Origin of the sequence: Pseudomonas sp. ADAK13, from assembly GCF_012935715.1 — a bacterium.
Classification (GTDB): Bacteria; Pseudomonadota; Gammaproteobacteria; order Pseudomonadales; family Pseudomonadaceae; genus Aquipseudomonas.
The window spans coordinates 310,450-325,508 of sequence record NZ_CP052860.1; the positions used below are offsets into that span (position 1 = coordinate 310,450).

The 15,059-nt window shown below is 61.5% G+C and carries 15 protein-coding genes; 6 read left to right on the forward strand and 9 right to left on the reverse strand.

The annotated features are described in order from the left end of the window. Positions 1–8: 8 nt before the first annotated feature. The 7 genes from flgK to HKK54_RS01455 all read right to left on the reverse strand — a co-directional run bounded on the left by flgK (position 9) and on the right by HKK54_RS01455 (position 8,644). Positions 9–2,045, reverse strand: coding sequence for a flagellar hook-associated protein FlgK (flgK, locus tag HKK54_RS01425; RefSeq protein WP_169385967.1), 2,037 nt, complete (start codon positions 2,043–2,045; stop codon positions 9–11). Between the two features lie 10 nt (positions 2,046–2,055). Next, positions 2,056–3,315, reverse strand: coding sequence for a flagellar assembly peptidoglycan hydrolase FlgJ (flgJ, locus tag HKK54_RS01430; protein WP_169385968.1), 1,260 nt, complete (start codon positions 3,313–3,315; stop codon positions 2,056–2,058). A 4-nt stretch (positions 3,316–3,319) separates the two neighbouring features. After that, positions 3,320–4,408, reverse strand: coding sequence for a flagellar basal body P-ring protein FlgI (locus HKK54_RS01435; RefSeq protein ID WP_169389231.1), 1,089 nt, complete (start codon positions 4,406–4,408; stop codon positions 3,320–3,322). A 27-nt stretch (positions 4,409–4,435) separates the two neighbouring features. Beyond that, the gene (gene flgH / locus HKK54_RS01440; RefSeq protein WP_010166028.1) at positions 4,436–5,131 is read right to left on the reverse strand and encodes a flagellar basal body L-ring protein FlgH; all 696 of its coding nucleotides are present in this window, start codon (positions 5,129–5,131) and stop codon (positions 4,436–4,438) included. A gap of 53 nt (positions 5,132–5,184) precedes the next feature. Continuing rightward, positions 5,185–5,970, reverse strand: a complete 786-nt coding sequence (flgG, locus tag HKK54_RS01445) for a flagellar basal-body rod protein FlgG (RefSeq protein WP_003214609.1) — start codon at positions 5,968–5,970, stop codon at positions 5,185–5,187. A 61-nt stretch (positions 5,971–6,031) separates the two neighbouring features. Then, the gene (locus tag HKK54_RS01450; RefSeq protein ID WP_003214611.1) at positions 6,032–6,772 is read right to left on the reverse strand and encodes a flagellar basal body rod protein FlgF; all 741 of its coding nucleotides are present in this window, start codon (positions 6,770–6,772) and stop codon (positions 6,032–6,034) included. A gap of 306 nt (positions 6,773–7,078) precedes the next feature. Next, positions 7,079–8,644 carry a sigma-54-dependent transcriptional regulator gene (locus tag HKK54_RS01455; protein ID WP_169385969.1) on the reverse strand — a complete coding sequence of 522 codons (1,566 nt, stop codon included), beginning with the start codon at positions 8,642–8,644 and terminating at the stop codon, positions 7,079–7,081. Positions 8,645–8,909: 265 nt separating this feature from the next. Between HKK54_RS01455 and phhA the strand changes: the two genes are divergently transcribed. The 3 genes from phhA (at position 8,910) to HKK54_RS01470 (ending at position 11,359) form a co-directional block, all read left to right on the forward strand. Further along, the gene (gene phhA, locus HKK54_RS01460) at positions 8,910–9,701 is read left to right on the forward strand and encodes a phenylalanine 4-monooxygenase (RefSeq protein WP_169385970.1); all 792 of its coding nucleotides are present in this window, start codon (positions 8,910–8,912) and stop codon (positions 9,699–9,701) included. 105 nt (positions 9,702–9,806) lie between these two features. Beyond that, positions 9,807–10,163: a 4a-hydroxytetrahydrobiopterin dehydratase gene (locus tag HKK54_RS01465; RefSeq protein ID WP_010166022.1), complete on the forward strand. Its 357-nt coding sequence runs from the start codon at positions 9,807–9,809 to the stop codon at positions 10,161–10,163. Further along, positions 10,163–11,359, forward strand: a complete 1,197-nt coding sequence (locus HKK54_RS01470; RefSeq protein WP_169385971.1) for an amino acid aminotransferase — start codon at positions 10,163–10,165, stop codon at positions 11,357–11,359. The genes HKK54_RS01465 and HKK54_RS01470 overlap by 1 nt, the downstream gene beginning before the upstream one ends. A 125-nt stretch (positions 11,360–11,484) precedes the next feature. On the opposite strand, the gene HKK54_RS01475 is transcribed toward HKK54_RS01470, so the two are convergent. Further along, positions 11,485–12,294, reverse strand: a complete 810-nt coding sequence (locus HKK54_RS01475; RefSeq protein ID WP_003214618.1) for a UDP-2,3-diacylglucosamine diphosphatase — start codon at positions 12,292–12,294, stop codon at positions 11,485–11,487. A 133-nt stretch (positions 12,295–12,427) separates the two neighbouring features. Between HKK54_RS01475 and HKK54_RS01480 the strand changes: the two genes are divergently transcribed. The 3 genes from HKK54_RS01480 to HKK54_RS01490 all read left to right on the forward strand — a co-directional run bounded on the left by HKK54_RS01480 (position 12,428) and on the right by HKK54_RS01490 (position 14,678). Beyond that, a complete protein-coding gene (locus tag HKK54_RS01480) occupies positions 12,428–13,225 on the forward strand; it encodes a helix-turn-helix transcriptional regulator (RefSeq protein ID WP_169385972.1) in 798 nt (265 codons plus the stop codon). Positions 13,226–13,383: 158 nt separating this feature from the next. Next, on the forward strand, positions 13,384–14,265 hold the full coding sequence (locus HKK54_RS01485) for a DMT family transporter (RefSeq protein ID WP_169385973.1): 882 nt from the start codon (positions 13,384–13,386) through the stop codon (positions 14,263–14,265). A 131-nt stretch (positions 14,266–14,396) separates the two neighbouring features. Next, the gene (locus HKK54_RS01490) at positions 14,397–14,678 is read left to right on the forward strand and encodes a hypothetical protein (RefSeq protein ID WP_169385974.1); all 282 of its coding nucleotides are present in this window, start codon (positions 14,397–14,399) and stop codon (positions 14,676–14,678) included. Between the two features lie 35 nt (positions 14,679–14,713). Here the strand turns inward: HKK54_RS01490 and HKK54_RS01495 are convergent, their stop codons facing one another. Beyond that, positions 14,714–15,001, reverse strand: coding sequence for a SelT/SelW/SelH family protein (locus tag HKK54_RS01495; RefSeq protein ID WP_010166010.1), 288 nt, complete (start codon positions 14,999–15,001; stop codon positions 14,714–14,716). Positions 15,002–15,059 lie beyond the last annotated feature (58 nt).

Below are 15,059 nucleotides of genomic sequence, written 5' to 3' on the forward strand. Positions count from 1 at the left end.
AGACTCCTTTAAAGGGCATTAATCAGTGTGCTGAAAGTTTCTTGCGCAGCCTTGATGATCTGCGACGACGCGGTGTAGTACTGCTGGAACTTGATCATGTCACCCGCCTCTTCATCCAGGTTGACCTGGGACACCGAGTTGCTGGCCGCCTTGTTCGCGGCCAACAAGGCACCGGTCGCGGTGGTGTCGGTGGCCGCCTGACTGGCTTTGGAGCCCACCTGCGACACGAGGCGGGAGTTGGCGCTGACCAGGCTTACACCGGTGGTGCCGTCGCCGACGCCCACTGTGGCCTTGGTCTGCAAGTTCAGCAATTGCTGGGCGTTGCGGTTATCGGAGGAGCCCGAGGCGTTGAACGAGAAGGTGGTGCTGTCGCCAGCGGCTGGCGAGCCGCCGACCGTGGTGTCGAAACTGAAGCTCTTGCCGGGGATCAACGCACCCGAGGCATCGCGCATCGGCACGTTGATGCTGATCTTGTTGCCCTGGCCCGGAATGATGGTGCCACTGCCGATCGGGTTACCTTGCGCATCGCTTACCGTATACGACTGGGTACCATCGGCGGCCGGCTTGCCAAACAGCATTTTCACCGGCATGGAGTTTTCGATCCCCGTGCGCAGCTGGGCGGTATTGGCGCCGCCATGAATATCCAGCGGGACCGTCAGCTGCGGCGGTGTGAACGTACCGGTGCCGGTGTTGGTCGTGCTCGCATTCCCCGCCAAAGGGCCCGCGAAGGCCAGCTTGTTGGCGTCCTTCAAGTCAACGCCGATGCCTGTGGCTCCGTTGGCCGTTGGGCTGACCTTGAAGCTGTCACCGGCCGCTACCGGCCCCTTGCCATTCAACGCCAGGGTAAAGCCATCAATCACTGGCGGCGGCGTGGTAGTCGTGTCGAACGACCCCATGGACTTGCCATCGGAGCGCACGACGTTGTACTGGTTACCACTGGTAAACGTCACCTTGTAGTCGAAGGTCGTCAGCTGGCTGCTGTCCGAGATCGAGACATTAAGGTTGCCAGACCCCGCGCTGTTACCGGCCGCGCCCTGGCTGCGCTGGGAAATCGCCGCCGCGCTGTTGATATCACTGAACAGCGACGAACCGAACTCGCCGTTGAGGTCCAGGCCCTGGCCCAACTGGTTGTTGATCGTGTCTGCCGTGGCAATCGCGATTCGCCCCAGATCATTGATGGCAGGCATCAGCACGTCACTGCGATAGCGCAGCAAGCCACCGATACTGCCGCCGGTGACCACATTGCCGAGGTCGATGGAGGTGTCGCCCATCGAGAGCTGGATGGTGTACTGGCTATTGTCGGTGCTGCTGGGTACCGCAGAGATATTATTGGAAATACCCCCTTCTACCAGCGACTGCCCCGTACCGGTCGTAATACTGAACTGTCCGTTTTTTTCCGTGGCGGTTACGCCGATCAGCTCGTTGAGCGAGCGCACCGCCTCGTCACGCGAATCCAACAGGTTGGCCGGCGCACTGCTGGAGGTGCCCTGGGCCTGGGCAATCTGTTTGTTGAGCGACGCGATTGAGGACGTCAGCTTGTTAACCTGATCGCTCATGGTGCTCAACTGGCTGTTGATCGTTTGTTTCTGCTGGTTCAACTGGCCGGAGATAGAGTTGAAGCGGTTGCTCAACGTCTGCGCGCTGGTCAACAGCAGCTGACGTGCAGACACATCGCTTGGCGTGGCGGAAGCGGTCTGCGCCGCCGCAAAAAAAGCACTGAGCACCGAGGACATGCCGGTGTTTGAATCCGACATGGTCTTGTCGATGGCACTGGCTTGGTCCAGGTAGGCATTGGCGTCGCTGTCGAGCGCCGTGCTGTTCTGGTAAGCCGACGTGAGGAACTGGTTGTAAACCCTGCGCACGTCCGCCAGGGTCGTACCGGTACCAATAAATACGCCGCCGTAGGCGTTCGACGCATTCGCGGTCTGAGCGCTCTGCTGACGCGAGTATCCCGGGGTGTTCACGTTGGCGATGTTGTTACTTAAGACCGACAACGATCCCTGGGCGGCATTGAGCCCCGACATCCCGATATTGAGCAAACTCATGATTCAGACCTTATAAATGAGTGGAAGCGCCCGCGGCAGCGTAGTTCTGGTAGCTGTTCATCGTTTTTGCAATCTGCGAAATCTTGCTGGCGTAATCCGGGTCGGTTGCATAACCGGCTTTTTGCAACTCGCGCACAAACTGTTCCGGGTTGTCGGCTGATTTCACAACTTCTTTATAGCGATCATTGCTTTGCAGCAACGTCACCAGGTCATGGAAGCTGTCCTGGTAGGAATTGTAGGAACGGAACTGCGCCGTCTCCTTGACCATCGCACCATCACGAAACTCGCTGGTGATCGCGCGAGCCTGTTCACCCTGCCAACTCTGGCCGGCCTTGATGCCGAACAGGTTGTGGCTGCTGGTGCCATCCTCGGCACGCATCACCGATTTACCCCAACCGGTTTCCAGGGCGGCCTGGGCTACCAGGTAGCGTGGGTCGACGCCAATACGCGCGGCAGCCTGCTTGGCCATCGGCAACATGGTGGCGACAAATTCATCCTGCGAGCTGAAGGCTTTTTTCGCCGGTGCCAACGGTGGCTGGGCCACGGCGCGACCGTAAACCTGCATTTGCCCGCGAGGCAGTGCGGCAAGGCTGCGGGCGGTGCTGTTGACCACCCCGTCATCGGCGGCACTGTTACGCAGCGGCGCGGCCTTGGCGGCAGTGGTGGCCTCGGCGCCCGGCACAATGCCGGCCAGCAGGCGATCGGTGAGCTTGCTTGGCAACGAGATGCGGCGCTGGTTCATCAACGCGATGTCGTTGGCATGGGAGTTGGTGCCCTCGGGCACCGCCACGCGATACGCCCACAATGGCCGCTGACCATTGCTGCGGCCCAACGGGCCATCGGCCTTGGTGCCCGCAGCAATTTCGGTGGGCACATCCACCTTCTTCTCAACTTTATCCGGGCCTTGCAACGTGGCCGCCTGGGCGTCCACCGGCTTGTTCTTCTGCATCTGGCGCAGCAACACGTCCGCCAGGCCAATACCACCGCCCTCGCGAGACAGCGAGACCGCCAATTGCTGGTCGTACATTTCCTGATACTGCTTGGCCGCCGGTGTATTCAGCGGGTTGTCCTTGCCCAGGGCTTCTGTGGCCGAACGCATGGACTTGAGCATCTCGCCAAGAAACAGCGACTCGAATTCCTGCGCGACCTTGCGCATGTTGCCGTCGCTGTTCTTGTCACCGACCTTCAACTGGTTCAGCCGGTTGAGGTCGGAATAGGAACCCGAATCCGCCGTGCTGCTCAGGCCGCTCTTGCGCATGTCCATGGCCATGGCGTCAGATCACAATCAGGTCGGCTTGCAAGGCGCCGGCCTGTTTCAAAGCTTCGAGGATCGCCATCAAGTCGCCGGGCGCTGCGCCCACCTGGTTCACCGCACGGACAATCTCGTCCAGGGTGGTGCCGGGGCCGAACTTGAACATCGGCTTGGCTTCTTGCTGGGCATTCACCCGCGAGCGTGGCACCACGGCGGTCTGGCCGTTGGACAACGGGCCAGGCTGGCTGACGATCGGGTCTTCGGTGATGGTCACGGTCAGGCTGCCGTGGGTCACGGCGGCCGGCGAAACCTTCACGTTCTGGCCGATCACGATGGTACCGGTACGCGAGTTGATGATGACTTTGGCCACCGCCTGGCCCGGGTCGACCTCAAGGTTTTCCAGCAGGGACAGGTAATCGACACGCTGGCTTGGGTCCAGCGGTGCGGTGACGCGAATCGAGCCGCCGTCAATCGCCTGGGCCACGCCCGGGCCCAGCAGGTCATTGATCTTGTCGACCACACGCTTGGCAGTGGTGAAGTCCGAACGGTTGAGGTTCAGGGTCAGGCTGTTGCCCTGGTTGAAGCCGCTGGGCACGGTGCGCTCCACCGAGGCGCCACCGGGAATCCGGCCGGCCGACGGCACGTTGACGGTGATCTTCGAACCGTCGCGGCCTTCGGCATCAAAACCGCCCACCACCAGGTTGCCCTGGGCAATGGCGTAGACGTTGCCGTCGATACCTTTAAGAGGCGTCATCAGCAAGGTGCCGCCGCGCAGGCTTTTCGAGTTACCCATGGACGAGACGGTGATGTCGACCACCTGCCCCGGCTTGGCGAACGGTGGCAGGTCGGCACTGATGGACACCGCCGCGACGTTCTTCAACTGCACGTTGCCCGAGCCCGGCGGCACCTTGATGCCGAACTGCGAGAGCATGTTGTTGAAGGTCTGCAGGGTGAACGGGGTCTGGGTGGTCTGGTCACCGGTGCCGTTAAGCCCCACCACCAGGCCGTAGCCGATCAATTGGTTGGACCGCACGCCGGAAATGCTCGCGATGTCTTTCAAGCGCTCAGCCTGGGCGCCTGCGCTCAGGGCCAGCAGCAACATCGCAGCCATCAGCTGTTTGAAGTTCAAAGTGATCACCTAGAAAGGGAACAGCGGGCTAAGGAAGAAACGGTCAAACCAGCCCGGCTGACTGGCGTCAGCAAACGAACCCGTACCCGAGTAGGTGATGCGTGCATCGGCAATCCGTGTCGACGGCACGGTGTTGTCGGTGGAGATATCGTCTGCGCGAACCATGCCCGCAATGCGCACCAGCTCGTCACCGGTGTTGAGGGTCATCCACTTCTCGCCGCGTACGGCGATGATGCCGTTGGGCAGCACGTCGGCCACGGTCACGGTGATCGAACCGGTCAGGCTGTTGCCCTGCCCGGCCGCACTCTTGCCGTTGGTGGCGCGGTCGCCGCTGTAGCCGGCGTCCAGGCTCAGGTCACCGCTGCCCAGCGGGTTGTTGGTGTTCGGTACACCGCCAAACAACGAGGTCAGGCCGATGCTGGTCTTGCTGGTCTTGCCGATCTGCGAGTTGGCGTTCTTGCTCGCCTGGGTCTTCTCGTTGAGGGTGATGGTGATGATGTCACCGACCCGGAAGGCCTTGCGGTCGCTGTACAGGTTCTGTTCGAAACCGGCCTGGTAGATCGAGCCATTGTTGGCGGCCGCCGGCAACGGCGTGCGCGGCAACACCGGCGCATAGTACGGGTCATTGGGCTTTGGCGTCGGGGCGACACAGCCCGCGAGCGCAGCAATCCCACTCAATGCCAGAACAGAAACATAGCGATTCATGACCCATACCTCACGGTGTTGCAGGCGCCGTCAATGGCGCCCCATAGACTTGATTACAGATTCTGCGTTACGAACGAAAGCATCTGGTCGGCGGTGGAAATCACCTTGGAGTTCATCTCGTAGGCGCGCTGAGTGGTGATCATGTTGACCATCTCTTCAACGGTGCTGACGTTGGACGTTTCCAGGGTGCTTTGCAGGGTGGTACCAAAACCGTTGAGGCCAGGGGTGCCGATTTGCGGCGCGCCGCTGGACGCGGTTTCCAGGAACAGGTTGTTACCGATTGCCTGCAGGCCGGCCGGGTTGATGAAGTCGGCGGTTTGCAGGTTGCCGATCACCTGGGACGCCGGGTTGCCGGCCACGGTGATCGACACGGTGCCGTCGTTGCCGACGGTGAAGGTCTGGGCGTTGTTGGGCACGACAATCGCCGGCTCCAGGGCGAAACCGTTGGCGGTCACGACCTGGCCGTTGGAGTCCAGGTGGAACGTACCGTCACGGGTGTAGGTGGTGGTGCCATCCGGCTGCAGAATCTGGAAGAAACCTTTGCCGTTGACCGCGAGGTCCAATGGCTGGCCGGTTTGCTGCAGGTTACCGGCGCTGAAGTTCTTCTGGGTGCCCACAATCGCCACACCGGTACCCAGTTGCAGGCCCGACGGCAATTCGCTGTCCTGGGTCGACTGCGCGCCCGGCTGCTTCTTGATCTGATAGAGCAAGTCCTGGAACTCGGCACGGTCACGTTTGAAACCCGTGGTGGACACGTTGGCCAGGTTGTTGGAAATGGTGGTCAGGTTGGTGTCCTGGGCGGACAAACCTGTTTTGGCAACGTATAGAGCCGGAAGCATGTTCTTCTCCTTCGTGCGCCTGTTTTATGGCGCCGCGCTACAAAAATTAGTGTGGCTGCTATCAGCTCATCGCCAGGACGCGGGTCATGGCCTGGTCGTCTTCTTTGGCGCTGTTCATCATCTTGATGTGCAATTCGAACTGCTTGGACAGTGCCAGAACCGCCGTCATTTCTTCGACCGCGTTCACGTTGCTTGCCTGCAGGAAGCCCGACGTCAGCTTGACGTTGGCGTCGGCTTGCGCCGGCTGGCCATCCTTGGTGTGGATGGTGCCGTCGAGGCCCTTGGTCATGTTCTTGAGGTCGGGCTGGACCAGCTTTATCCGGTCCACTTCAGCCATCACCCGGGGGCCTTCACCCATGGCGCGGATGCTGATGGTGCCGTCCTGGCCGACTTCGATCTGCTGCTGGGGCGGCACCGCGATCGGGCCACCGTTGCCCATGATCGGCATACCGTTGCCGGCCCGCAGCACGCCCAGTGCATCGACGTTCATGCTGGCGCTGCGCACGTAGGACTCGCCGCCATCCGGGTTTTGCACGGCCATCCAGCCGTCACCGCTGACAGCCACGTCGAGGTCACGGCCGGTTTCAATCATGGCGCCAGGGGAAAAGTCCGTGCCTGGACGCTCGGTCAAGGCAAAGGCCCGCGCCGGAAAGCTGTCACCGAACACCGGCATCGAGCGCGCCTGCTCCAGGTCACGCTGGAAACCATTGGTGGAAACGTTCGCCAAGTTGTTGGCGTGGGCCTTCTGCGCCAGTGCATTCTGGCTGGCGCCGGTCATTGCCACGTAAAGGTACTTATCCACGCTCTTTCCTCTTTCTGACGGACGCTTGCCGCCCACCGCTGTACTGATGAGGCTTAAGCAATTTGCGAACCAACTTTTTGAAATGAGGAAAAGTCCAGGCGGGGCGGGGGTTTGCGGATTGAGTTGCGGAAATGGAGGCTTGAGGAGAGTCGAAAAAACGGCGGACTTATGCCGCTAACGGCAAGTGCAGGTATCAAGAACGACAAAGATCAACTGTAGGAGCTGGCTTGCCTGCGATGGCGGAGTATCAGCCACTACCTGTTTTGCTGACCCACCGCCATCGCAGGCAAGCCAGCTCCCACAGGTTTAACCGCGTTCGGCTTTGACGACTTCGTAGTCGCGCAATTTGTTGGCGATGGTGGTGTGGGACACGCCCAGCCGCTTGCCCAACAGCCGGCTGCTGGGATGTTCGGCGTACAACTGCGCCAGCACGGCCTTTTCAAAGCGCCCGACAATCTCTTCCAACCCGCCTTCCAGGGAAAAATCCCCCAGCGGCTGGCGCACGCCATAGTCAGGCAGGCGAATGTGCTCGGCCTTGACCGTACCGCCCTCGCACAGCGAGACCGCCTGGAACAGCACGTTCTCCAACTGCCGCACATTCCCCGGCCAGTGGTAATGACTGAGCCGCTCCATCGCCCCCGGCGCCAGCTTGGGCAGCGGGCAGCCAATCTGCCGGCTGGCCTGATCCAGAAAGTGCTCCACCAGCGGCGGCAAACCGTCGAGGCATTCGCGCAGTGGCGGGATATGCAGCGAGAGCACGTTGAGCCGGTGGTAGAGGTCCTGGCGGAATTCACCCCGGGCGCACAGTTCGGAAAGATCGACCTGCGTCGCGCAGATCACCCGCACGTCGAGGTACACCTCTTCATCACTGCCTACCCGGCGAAAGCAGCCGTCCTGCAAAAAGCGCAGCAACTTCACCTGCAACCGCGCGCTCATTTCCCCGACACCGTCGAGAAACAGGGTGCCGCCAGCCGTCAGCTCCAGCAGCCCCAACTTGCCTTCCGCCCTCGCCCCCTCAAAGGCGCCCGGGCCATAACCGAACAGCTCGGTCTCGGCCATGGACTCCGGCAAACCGGCGCAGTTGAGGGCCATCAGCGGCGACTGCCCGCGCGGGCTGGAAAGGTGACAGGCGCGGGCCAGCAGCTCCTTGCCGGTGCCGGTTTCGCCTTCTATTAATAGAGGCGCATCCAGCGGTGCCATGCGCCGGGCTTCACGCACCACGGCGGCCATGACTTTTGAGCTTTGGAAAATGCTGTCGAAGCCGCGCAATTCTTGTTTGCGCACATTGTAGATACGCTCACCGACGCGGTCGGCACGGTGCAGGGTCAGCACAGCGCCGGCCATGGCCTCGCTGTCGTCATGCTCGGAGGATTGCAGCGGCGCGATATCGGCCAGGAACACATCGCCCTTGACCTTGACCCGCAGGCCATTGATCCGCGATTTACTGGCCCGCACCAGTTCCGGCAAATCAAAGTCTTCGGCATAACGCGACAATGGAATGCCGGGCACTTCATCCACTCGCACGCCGAGCAACTGCGCCGCCGCACGGTTGGCAGCGACGATGGAGCCGCCCATGTCGATGGACAGCACCGGAAACTCCAGGGCACCCAGCAGAGCGTTGAGCTCCATATGCCGACGTTCGCTGGGCATCAGCCCTACCCGCTTCACACCGAATACCCCGGCAATCGCTTCGAACTGCGGGCGCAGTGCCTGGAACTGCAGGTTCACCAAATTCGGGCAGTACAGGTAGATGGCGTTGCCATGCTCGCCGCCGACCTCGCCCTTGGCCACGTTCACGCCGTACTCCACCAGCAGGTTGAGGATGTCCCGCAGGATGCCGATGCGGTTCTGGCAATGCACTTTGATACGCATGAGAAGGCCCGAAGAGGTGGAGGCGCCGCGTCTTTTTGCCGCTGGGCGCAGATAATCGTCAAGATTATGTGACAGCTGCGAGGCGAATCACACTCAGAATACGCCATATACAGAACGATTCGGCCTAACCGTAACGAAAACTTTACGAAACGCAGTAAATTTCCTACAGAACAGTGACCACAGAGGATGGCTTCCTGGCCCAGGCGGGGTATCAATAGGCTCATCGCAGGACATAACAAGAACGAATGCCTAGCAGGAGAGCAGTATGAAGCAGACGCAGTACGTGGCTCGCGAGCCCGACGCGAACGGTTTTATCGACTACCCGCCCGAAGAACACGCGGTGTGGAACACCTTGATCACGCGCCAATTGAAAGTGATCGAAGGCCGCGCCTGCCAGGAATACCTGGACGGCATCGACAAGCTCGGCCTGCCCCACGACCGCATTCCGCAACTGGCGGAAATCAACAAAGTGCTGGCCGAAACCACCGGCTGGCAAGTAGCCCGGGTACCGGCGCTGATTCCCTTCCAGACCTTTTTCGAATTGCTCGCCAGCAAGCAGTTTCCCGTGGCGACGTTTATTCGTACCCGTGAAGAGCTGGATTACCTGCAGGAACCGGACATTTTTCACGAGATCTTCGGCCACTGCCCACTGCTGACCAACCCCTGGTTCGCGGAATTTACCCACACCTACGGCAAGCTCGGCCTGGCCGCCACCAAGGAACAGCGCGTGTACCTGGCGCGCCTGTACTGGATGACCATCGAGTTCGGCCTGGTGGACACGCCCGAAGGCCGGCGCATCTACGGCGGCGGCATTCTGTCTTCGCCCAAGGAGACGGTGTACAGCCTCTCGGACGAGCCTGAGCACCAAGCCTTCGACCCGCTGGAAGCGATGCGCACGCCGTATCGCATCGACATCCTGCAACCGCTGTACTTCGCCCTGCCCAACCTCAAGCGCCTGTTCGAAGTGGCGCAGGAAGACATCATGGGCATGGTCGAACGCGGGATGCAGCTGGGCCTGCACGCGCCGAAATTCCCGCCCAAGCCCAAGGCGGCGTGAACCGCGGCTTTTAAGGCCAGGTGAGTCTGTTCCCTGGCCGCGCGTTGCTTTAGGGTGACGCCACTGACGACCGTTTTCCAAACACTCGATTTCAGGAATACCCACATGACCACGTTGAACCAAGCCCACTGCGAAGCCTGCCGCGCCGACGCCCCGCAAGTCAGCGACGAAGAGTTGCCGGTGCTGATCAAGCAGATCCCCGACTGGAACATCGAAGTACGCGATGGCGTGATGCAGCTGGAAAAGGTCTTCCTGTTCAAGAATTTCAAATTTGCCCTGGCCTTCACCAACGCCGTTGGCGCGATCTCCGAAGCTGAAGGCCACCACCCGGGCCTGCTCACCGAATGGGGCAAAGTCACCGTGACCTGGTGGAGCCACTCCATCAAGGGCCTGCACCGTAACGACTTCATCATGGCCGCGCGCACTGACGAAGTGGCGAAGGATGCCGAGGGCCGCAAGTAATGCATTTTGACGCAATTGGCCGGGTGCCCGGGGACCCGATCCTCGGGCTGATGGAGCTGTATGCCCAGGACCCGAACCCGAACAAGTTCGACCTCGGCGTAGGCGTGTACAAGGACGATCAGGGCCTGACGCCGATCCCGCATTCGGTGAAGCTGGCCGAACAGCGCCTGGTGGAGCAACAGACCACCAAGACCTACATCGGCGGCCACGGCAATGCCGCGTTCGGCACGTTGATCAGTGAGCTGGTGCTGGGCGCCGGTTCGCCGCTGCTGAGCGAACGTCGTGCCGGCGCTACCCAGACGCCTGGCGGCACCGGCGCGCTGCGCCTGAGCGCCGACTTTATCGCCCACAGCCTGCCTGGCCGTGGCATCTGGCTGAGCAACCCGACCTGGCCGATCCACGAAACCATCTTCGCCAAGGCCGGGCTCAAGGTCAGCCATTACCCGTATGTGGGCAGTGACAACCGACTGGATGTGGCGGCGATGCTGGCCACGCTGTCCACGGTGCCAAAAGGCGATGTGGTGCTGCTGCACGCCTGCTGCCACAACCCGACCGGCTTCGACCTGTCCCGGGACGATTGGCGCCAGGTGCTGAAAATCGTCCGCGAACGCGAACTGCTGCCGCTGATCGACTTTGCGTACCAGGGTTTTGGTGACGGCCTGGAGCAGGATGCGTGGGCGGTGAGGTTGTTTGCGACCGAGCTGCCTGAAGTGCTGATCACCAGTTCCTGCTCGAAGAACTTCGGCTTGTACAGCGACCGTGTCGGCGCGTTGATCGTGTGCGCGACGAATGCCGAGAAGCTGACGGATGTACGCAGCCAGCTGGCGTTTATTGCGCGTAACTTGTGGTCGACGCCGCCGGACCATGGTGCCGCTGTGGTGGCGACCATTCTCGGTGATGCCGGGCTGAAAAAGCAGTGGGCCGAAGAAGTTGAAGCGATGCGCGCACGGATTGCACAGTTGCGTTCCGGGTTGGTGGAAGCGTTGGCGCCCCATGGGTTGTCGGAGCGGTTTGCGCACATCGCGGCGCAACGCGGGATGTTTTCCTATACCGGACTGAGTGCCTCACAGGTGCAACGACTGCGGGAGAAGCACAGCGTGTATATGGTCAACTCCGGGCGTGCGAACGTGGCGGGGATTGATGCGACGCGGTTGACGCTGTTGGCTGAAGCGATCGCGGATGTTTCCAATACCTAATTGAAGAAACCGGATCAAAATGTGGGAGCTGGCTCGCCTGCGATGCAGACGACTCGGTCTGTCTATAAAACCGAGTTGATGCTATCGCAGGCAAGCCAGCTCCCACACTTGGACCGAGCCAATCTTTAACCAGCCACCATCTCGGCCTTGAGCTGCGCCTCTTTGGCCTGGGCATCCGCCAACCGATACAACTCGATATGCCCGTCCCAGTGCTCGATCAGCGCCGTGCACGACTCCACCCAATCCCCACAATTGAGGTAATCCACCTCGCCCACCTTGCGAATCTCCGCGTGGTGAATATGCCCGCAGACCACGCCGTGCAATTCGCGCTTGGTCACTTCGTGGGCAATCGCTTCTTCAAAATCACTGATAAAGCTGACCGCCGTCTTGACCTTGTGCTTGAGGTACGCCGACAACGACCAGTAGCCGTAGCCATAACGCGCCCGCCAGTGGTTCAGCCAGCGGTTGAGGGTCAGGGTGAACTCGTAGGCCGAGTCGCCGAGGAACGCCAGCCAGCGGTGATAGCGGGTGATCACGTCGAACTGGTCGCCATGGATCACCAGCAAATGCCGGCCATCGGCAGTCACGTGCACCGCTTCGTCCACCAGTTGGATATTGCCGAGGATCAGCTTGGAATAGCGCCGCAGAAACTCATCATGGTTGCCGGTGACGTAGATCACCTCGGTGCCGCGCTTGCTCATGGTCAGCAGGCGGCGGATCACGTTGGTGTGGGCCTGTGGCCAATACATGCCGCTGCGCAGTTTCCAGCCGTCAATGATATCGCCCACCAGGTAGACCTTGTCGGCGTGGTAGCCCTTGAGAAAATGCGAAAGGTGTTCGGCCTGGCAATCCCGGGTGCCCAAATGCACGTCGGAAATCCACAGGGTACGCACGCGTTGCTTACGGCTGGGCTTGGCGAGTTCGGCGCTGGTCATGGGCATGCCTCACGGTGTTTTCGCGAGCTTGCGCCCATGGGATTAATAGCCCATGACAGTGTTGCGTCAGTCTGATGACAGCGCCCAATACGGCCGAAGCGATGTAAACTGCACGCCTGCCCAGGAGACTGCGATGAGACCCAACCTCACGCTACGCCACTATGTCGAAGAGCCCATCGCCCACAGCCACGACCACGCGCAGCTGGTGTTTGGCCTGTCCGGGCATCTGGACTTCGAGGTGGATGGCCGAGGCAGCCAGGTGCAGCACAGCAGCGTAATGGTGCTGCCCTACGCCGCACACCACGCGTGCATCAGTCGCGATGGCAGCCGCTGCCTGGTGCTGGACGTGCCCGATGAACACTGGTTGGCGCAGTCCTTGGGCGAGCATGCCGACGCCAGCCGCCGCTTGCTCGACCAGTCCGCACACCTGACCCTCGACAACCGCCAAAGCCAACTGGTGCAGTGGCTGGCGAGCAGTCCGGTGGACGATCCGCTGATCGTCCAGCAAGGCGCCGTATTGCTGCTGGCGAGCCTCAATCTCACACAGCTGCCGACGGGCAAGCGCCTGCCGTACGCCGCATTTAATGCGCATATCCAGCGACACGCTGCGCACCCGCTGCAAGTCGCGGACCTGGCAAAGCTCGCCGACCTGTCCGTGGCCCGCCTGCATGCGCGGTTTATGGCGGAATGCGGACAGACGCCGATGGACTACATCCGCACCCGCCGCCTGCAGATGGCCCGCGACCTGTTGCGCGACAGCCCGCTGCCCATCGGCGAGATTGCCGCGCGGGTCGGTTATGGTTCGCAAAGTGCGTTTGCCGCAGCGATGTTGCGGGAGTTTGGCGCATCGCCCGGCGCCATTAGACGAGCGCGGTCTCCCGTGGGAGCTGGCTTGCCTGCGATAGCAGTGGATCAGCTAATAATTGATTGACTGGCCCTCCGCTATCGCAGGCAAGCCAGCTCCCACATTTGATCTCCTCTGCTTTTGAAACAAGAGCCCTGCGACAAAATCCGCGAGCCCGACGACAGACGCAAACGCGTACAACCCTCTAGACTGCGATCCTGTAAACCCGTTGTTTAAGGATCGCAATGACTCCCCGCACAGCCCTCGGCGCCCTGCATATCGGCGCATTGATGTTTGGCCTCACTGGCGTGTTCGGCAAACTGGCGGCCGCTTCGCCGGCGATTATCGTGTTTGGCCGCGCGGCGTTCGCGGTGATTGCATTGGCGATCTTCGCGCGCTTCGCCAGCAACACCACCTGGCAAACGCTGCAAGCCCGGGACTGGCGCCGCCTGCTGGTCAGCGGCCTGCTGCTGGCCGGGCACTGGGTGAGCTTCTTTATTGCGGTGAAAATCGCCGGCGTGGCCATCGCCACCCTGGGCTTCACCACGTTCCCGGCGTTCACGGTGATTCTGGAAGGCCTGATTTTCCGTGAGCGGATCCGCGCCAATGAAATCCTGCTGGTGGTACTGGTGAGCATCGGCCTGGTGCTGGTCACACCGGATTTCAACCTCGCCAGCCAAGCCACCAGCGGCCTGTTGTGGGCGGTCGGTTCCGGCTTGTTGTTCTCGCTGCTGTCACTGAACAACCGCGCCAGCGGGCGCATTCCGCCGGTGCAGGCCGCCTTGTGCCAGAACGTGGTGGTAGCGCTGTGCCTGTTGCCGGTTGCCGCGCCCGGGCTGGCCGAGGTGCGTGCGCTGGACTGGCTGTGGATCGGCCTGCTCGGGGTCTTCTGCACCGGCCTCGCCCACAGCCTGTTTGTCGCCAGCCTCGCGGTGCTCAAGGCGCGTACCGCGGCGGTGGTGTTTGCGATGGAGCCGGTGTACGGCATCACGGTGGCCTGGTTACTGTTTGCGGAAACGCCGACCTTGCGCATGCTGATGGGCGGCGCGCTGATCATCGTCGCCATCGTGGTGTCCGGGTTGATGGGCAGCGCCAAGCCGGCCAAACAACCCGCCGCCACGGCCTGATCTATACTTTGGGTGTCCGTGACAGTGTGTGGTCGTTCAACGGATCCAGACTTCTCGACGACAGCCCGGGTGCTTTTTGAAGTTGCTGCAAGCGAGTGGTCATTCCATCAACGCTATGCAGGGGTTGCACCATGGAAATGTTCATCAGCCTGGTCCTTCAAATCATCAGCGGCGCCATCGGCGGGCAGATCGCTGGCCTGGGCAAACAAAGCCTGGGGACCGGCCTCAACACGCTGGTCGGCGGGGTTGGCGGCCTGGTCTTGGGCCAGATCGTCTCCCTCATCACCGGCACTGAAACCGCCAGTGACCTGACCCTTGCCGCCCTGGCCAGCAACGTTATCGGCGGCGGTGTCGGCGGCCTGGTCCTGACGCTGGTGGTCGGCTGGCTCAAACAGCGGATGGCCACCAAGTAGGCACGCCGCAAGGTCACCGCCAGCGGCAGTGGCCTTTATTGCACGCGGTCGTTATGCCCCAGGTCCCGTTGCGGGTCGATCTGGTCGCGCACCCGTTGCTTGAGCACCTTGGCTTCCGGGAAGCCACCGTCAGCCTTGCGCTCCCAGATCTGCACGCCGTCGCAGGTAATCCGAAACGCACCGCCCGTAGCCGGCTCCAGGGACACTTTGCCGAGGTCATCGGCGAACGTGCTCAACAGCTCCTGGGCCAGCCAGGCGGCGCGCAGCAGCCACTGACACTGGGTGCAATAGGTGATGACAATCTCGGGTTTGGCCGCAGACATGAATTGACAGGCTCCTGCTTGGCGGGTTGAAAGGATCGAGTGGCTATAATACCGGCCT

Bases quoted from the DNA above. Each gene is read 5' to 3' on its own strand.
- HKK54_RS01435 (WP_169389231.1), bottom strand. From the start codon at position 4,408: ATGGCTGCGATGTTGCTGCTGGCCCTGAGCGCAGGCGCCCAGGCTGAG.
- HKK54_RS01470 (WP_169385971.1), top strand. From the start codon at position 10,163: ATGCATTTTGACGCAATTGGCCGGGTGCCCGGGGACCCGATCCTCGGG.
- HKK54_RS01475 (WP_003214618.1), bottom strand. From the start codon at position 12,294: ATGACCAGCGCCGAACTCGCCAAGCCCAGCCGTAAGCAACGCGTGCGT.
- flgH (WP_010166028.1), bottom strand. From the start codon at position 5,131: ATGAATCGCTATGTTTCTGTTCTGGCATTGAGTGGGATTGCTGCGCTC.
- flgJ (WP_169385968.1), bottom strand. From the start codon at position 3,315: ATGGCCATGGACATGCGCAAGAGCGGCCTGAGCAGCACGGCGGATTCG.
- HKK54_RS01495 (WP_010166010.1), bottom strand. From the start codon at position 15,001: ATGTCTGCGGCCAAACCCGAGATTGTCATCACCTATTGCACCCAGTGT.
- HKK54_RS01485 (WP_169385973.1), top strand. From the start codon at position 13,384: ATGACTCCCCGCACAGCCCTCGGCGCCCTGCATATCGGCGCATTGATG.
- HKK54_RS01465 (WP_010166022.1), top strand. From the start codon at position 9,807: ATGACCACGTTGAACCAAGCCCACTGCGAAGCCTGCCGCGCCGACGCC.
- HKK54_RS01455 (WP_169385969.1), bottom strand. From the start codon at position 8,644: ATGCGTATCAAAGTGCATTGCCAGAACCGCATCGGCATCCTGCGGGAC.
- HKK54_RS01490 (WP_169385974.1), top strand. From the start codon at position 14,397: ATGGAAATGTTCATCAGCCTGGTCCTTCAAATCATCAGCGGCGCCATC.
- HKK54_RS01480 (WP_169385972.1), top strand. From the start codon at position 12,428: ATGAGACCCAACCTCACGCTACGCCACTATGTCGAAGAGCCCATCGCC.
- flgG (WP_003214609.1), bottom strand. From the start codon at position 5,970: ATGCTTCCGGCTCTATACGTTGCCAAAACAGGTTTGTCCGCCCAGGAC.
- flgK (WP_169385967.1), bottom strand. From the start codon at position 2,045: ATGAGTTTGCTCAATATCGGGATGTCGGGGCTCAATGCCGCCCAGGGA.
- phhA (WP_169385970.1), top strand. From the start codon at position 8,910: ATGAAGCAGACGCAGTACGTGGCTCGCGAGCCCGACGCGAACGGTTTT.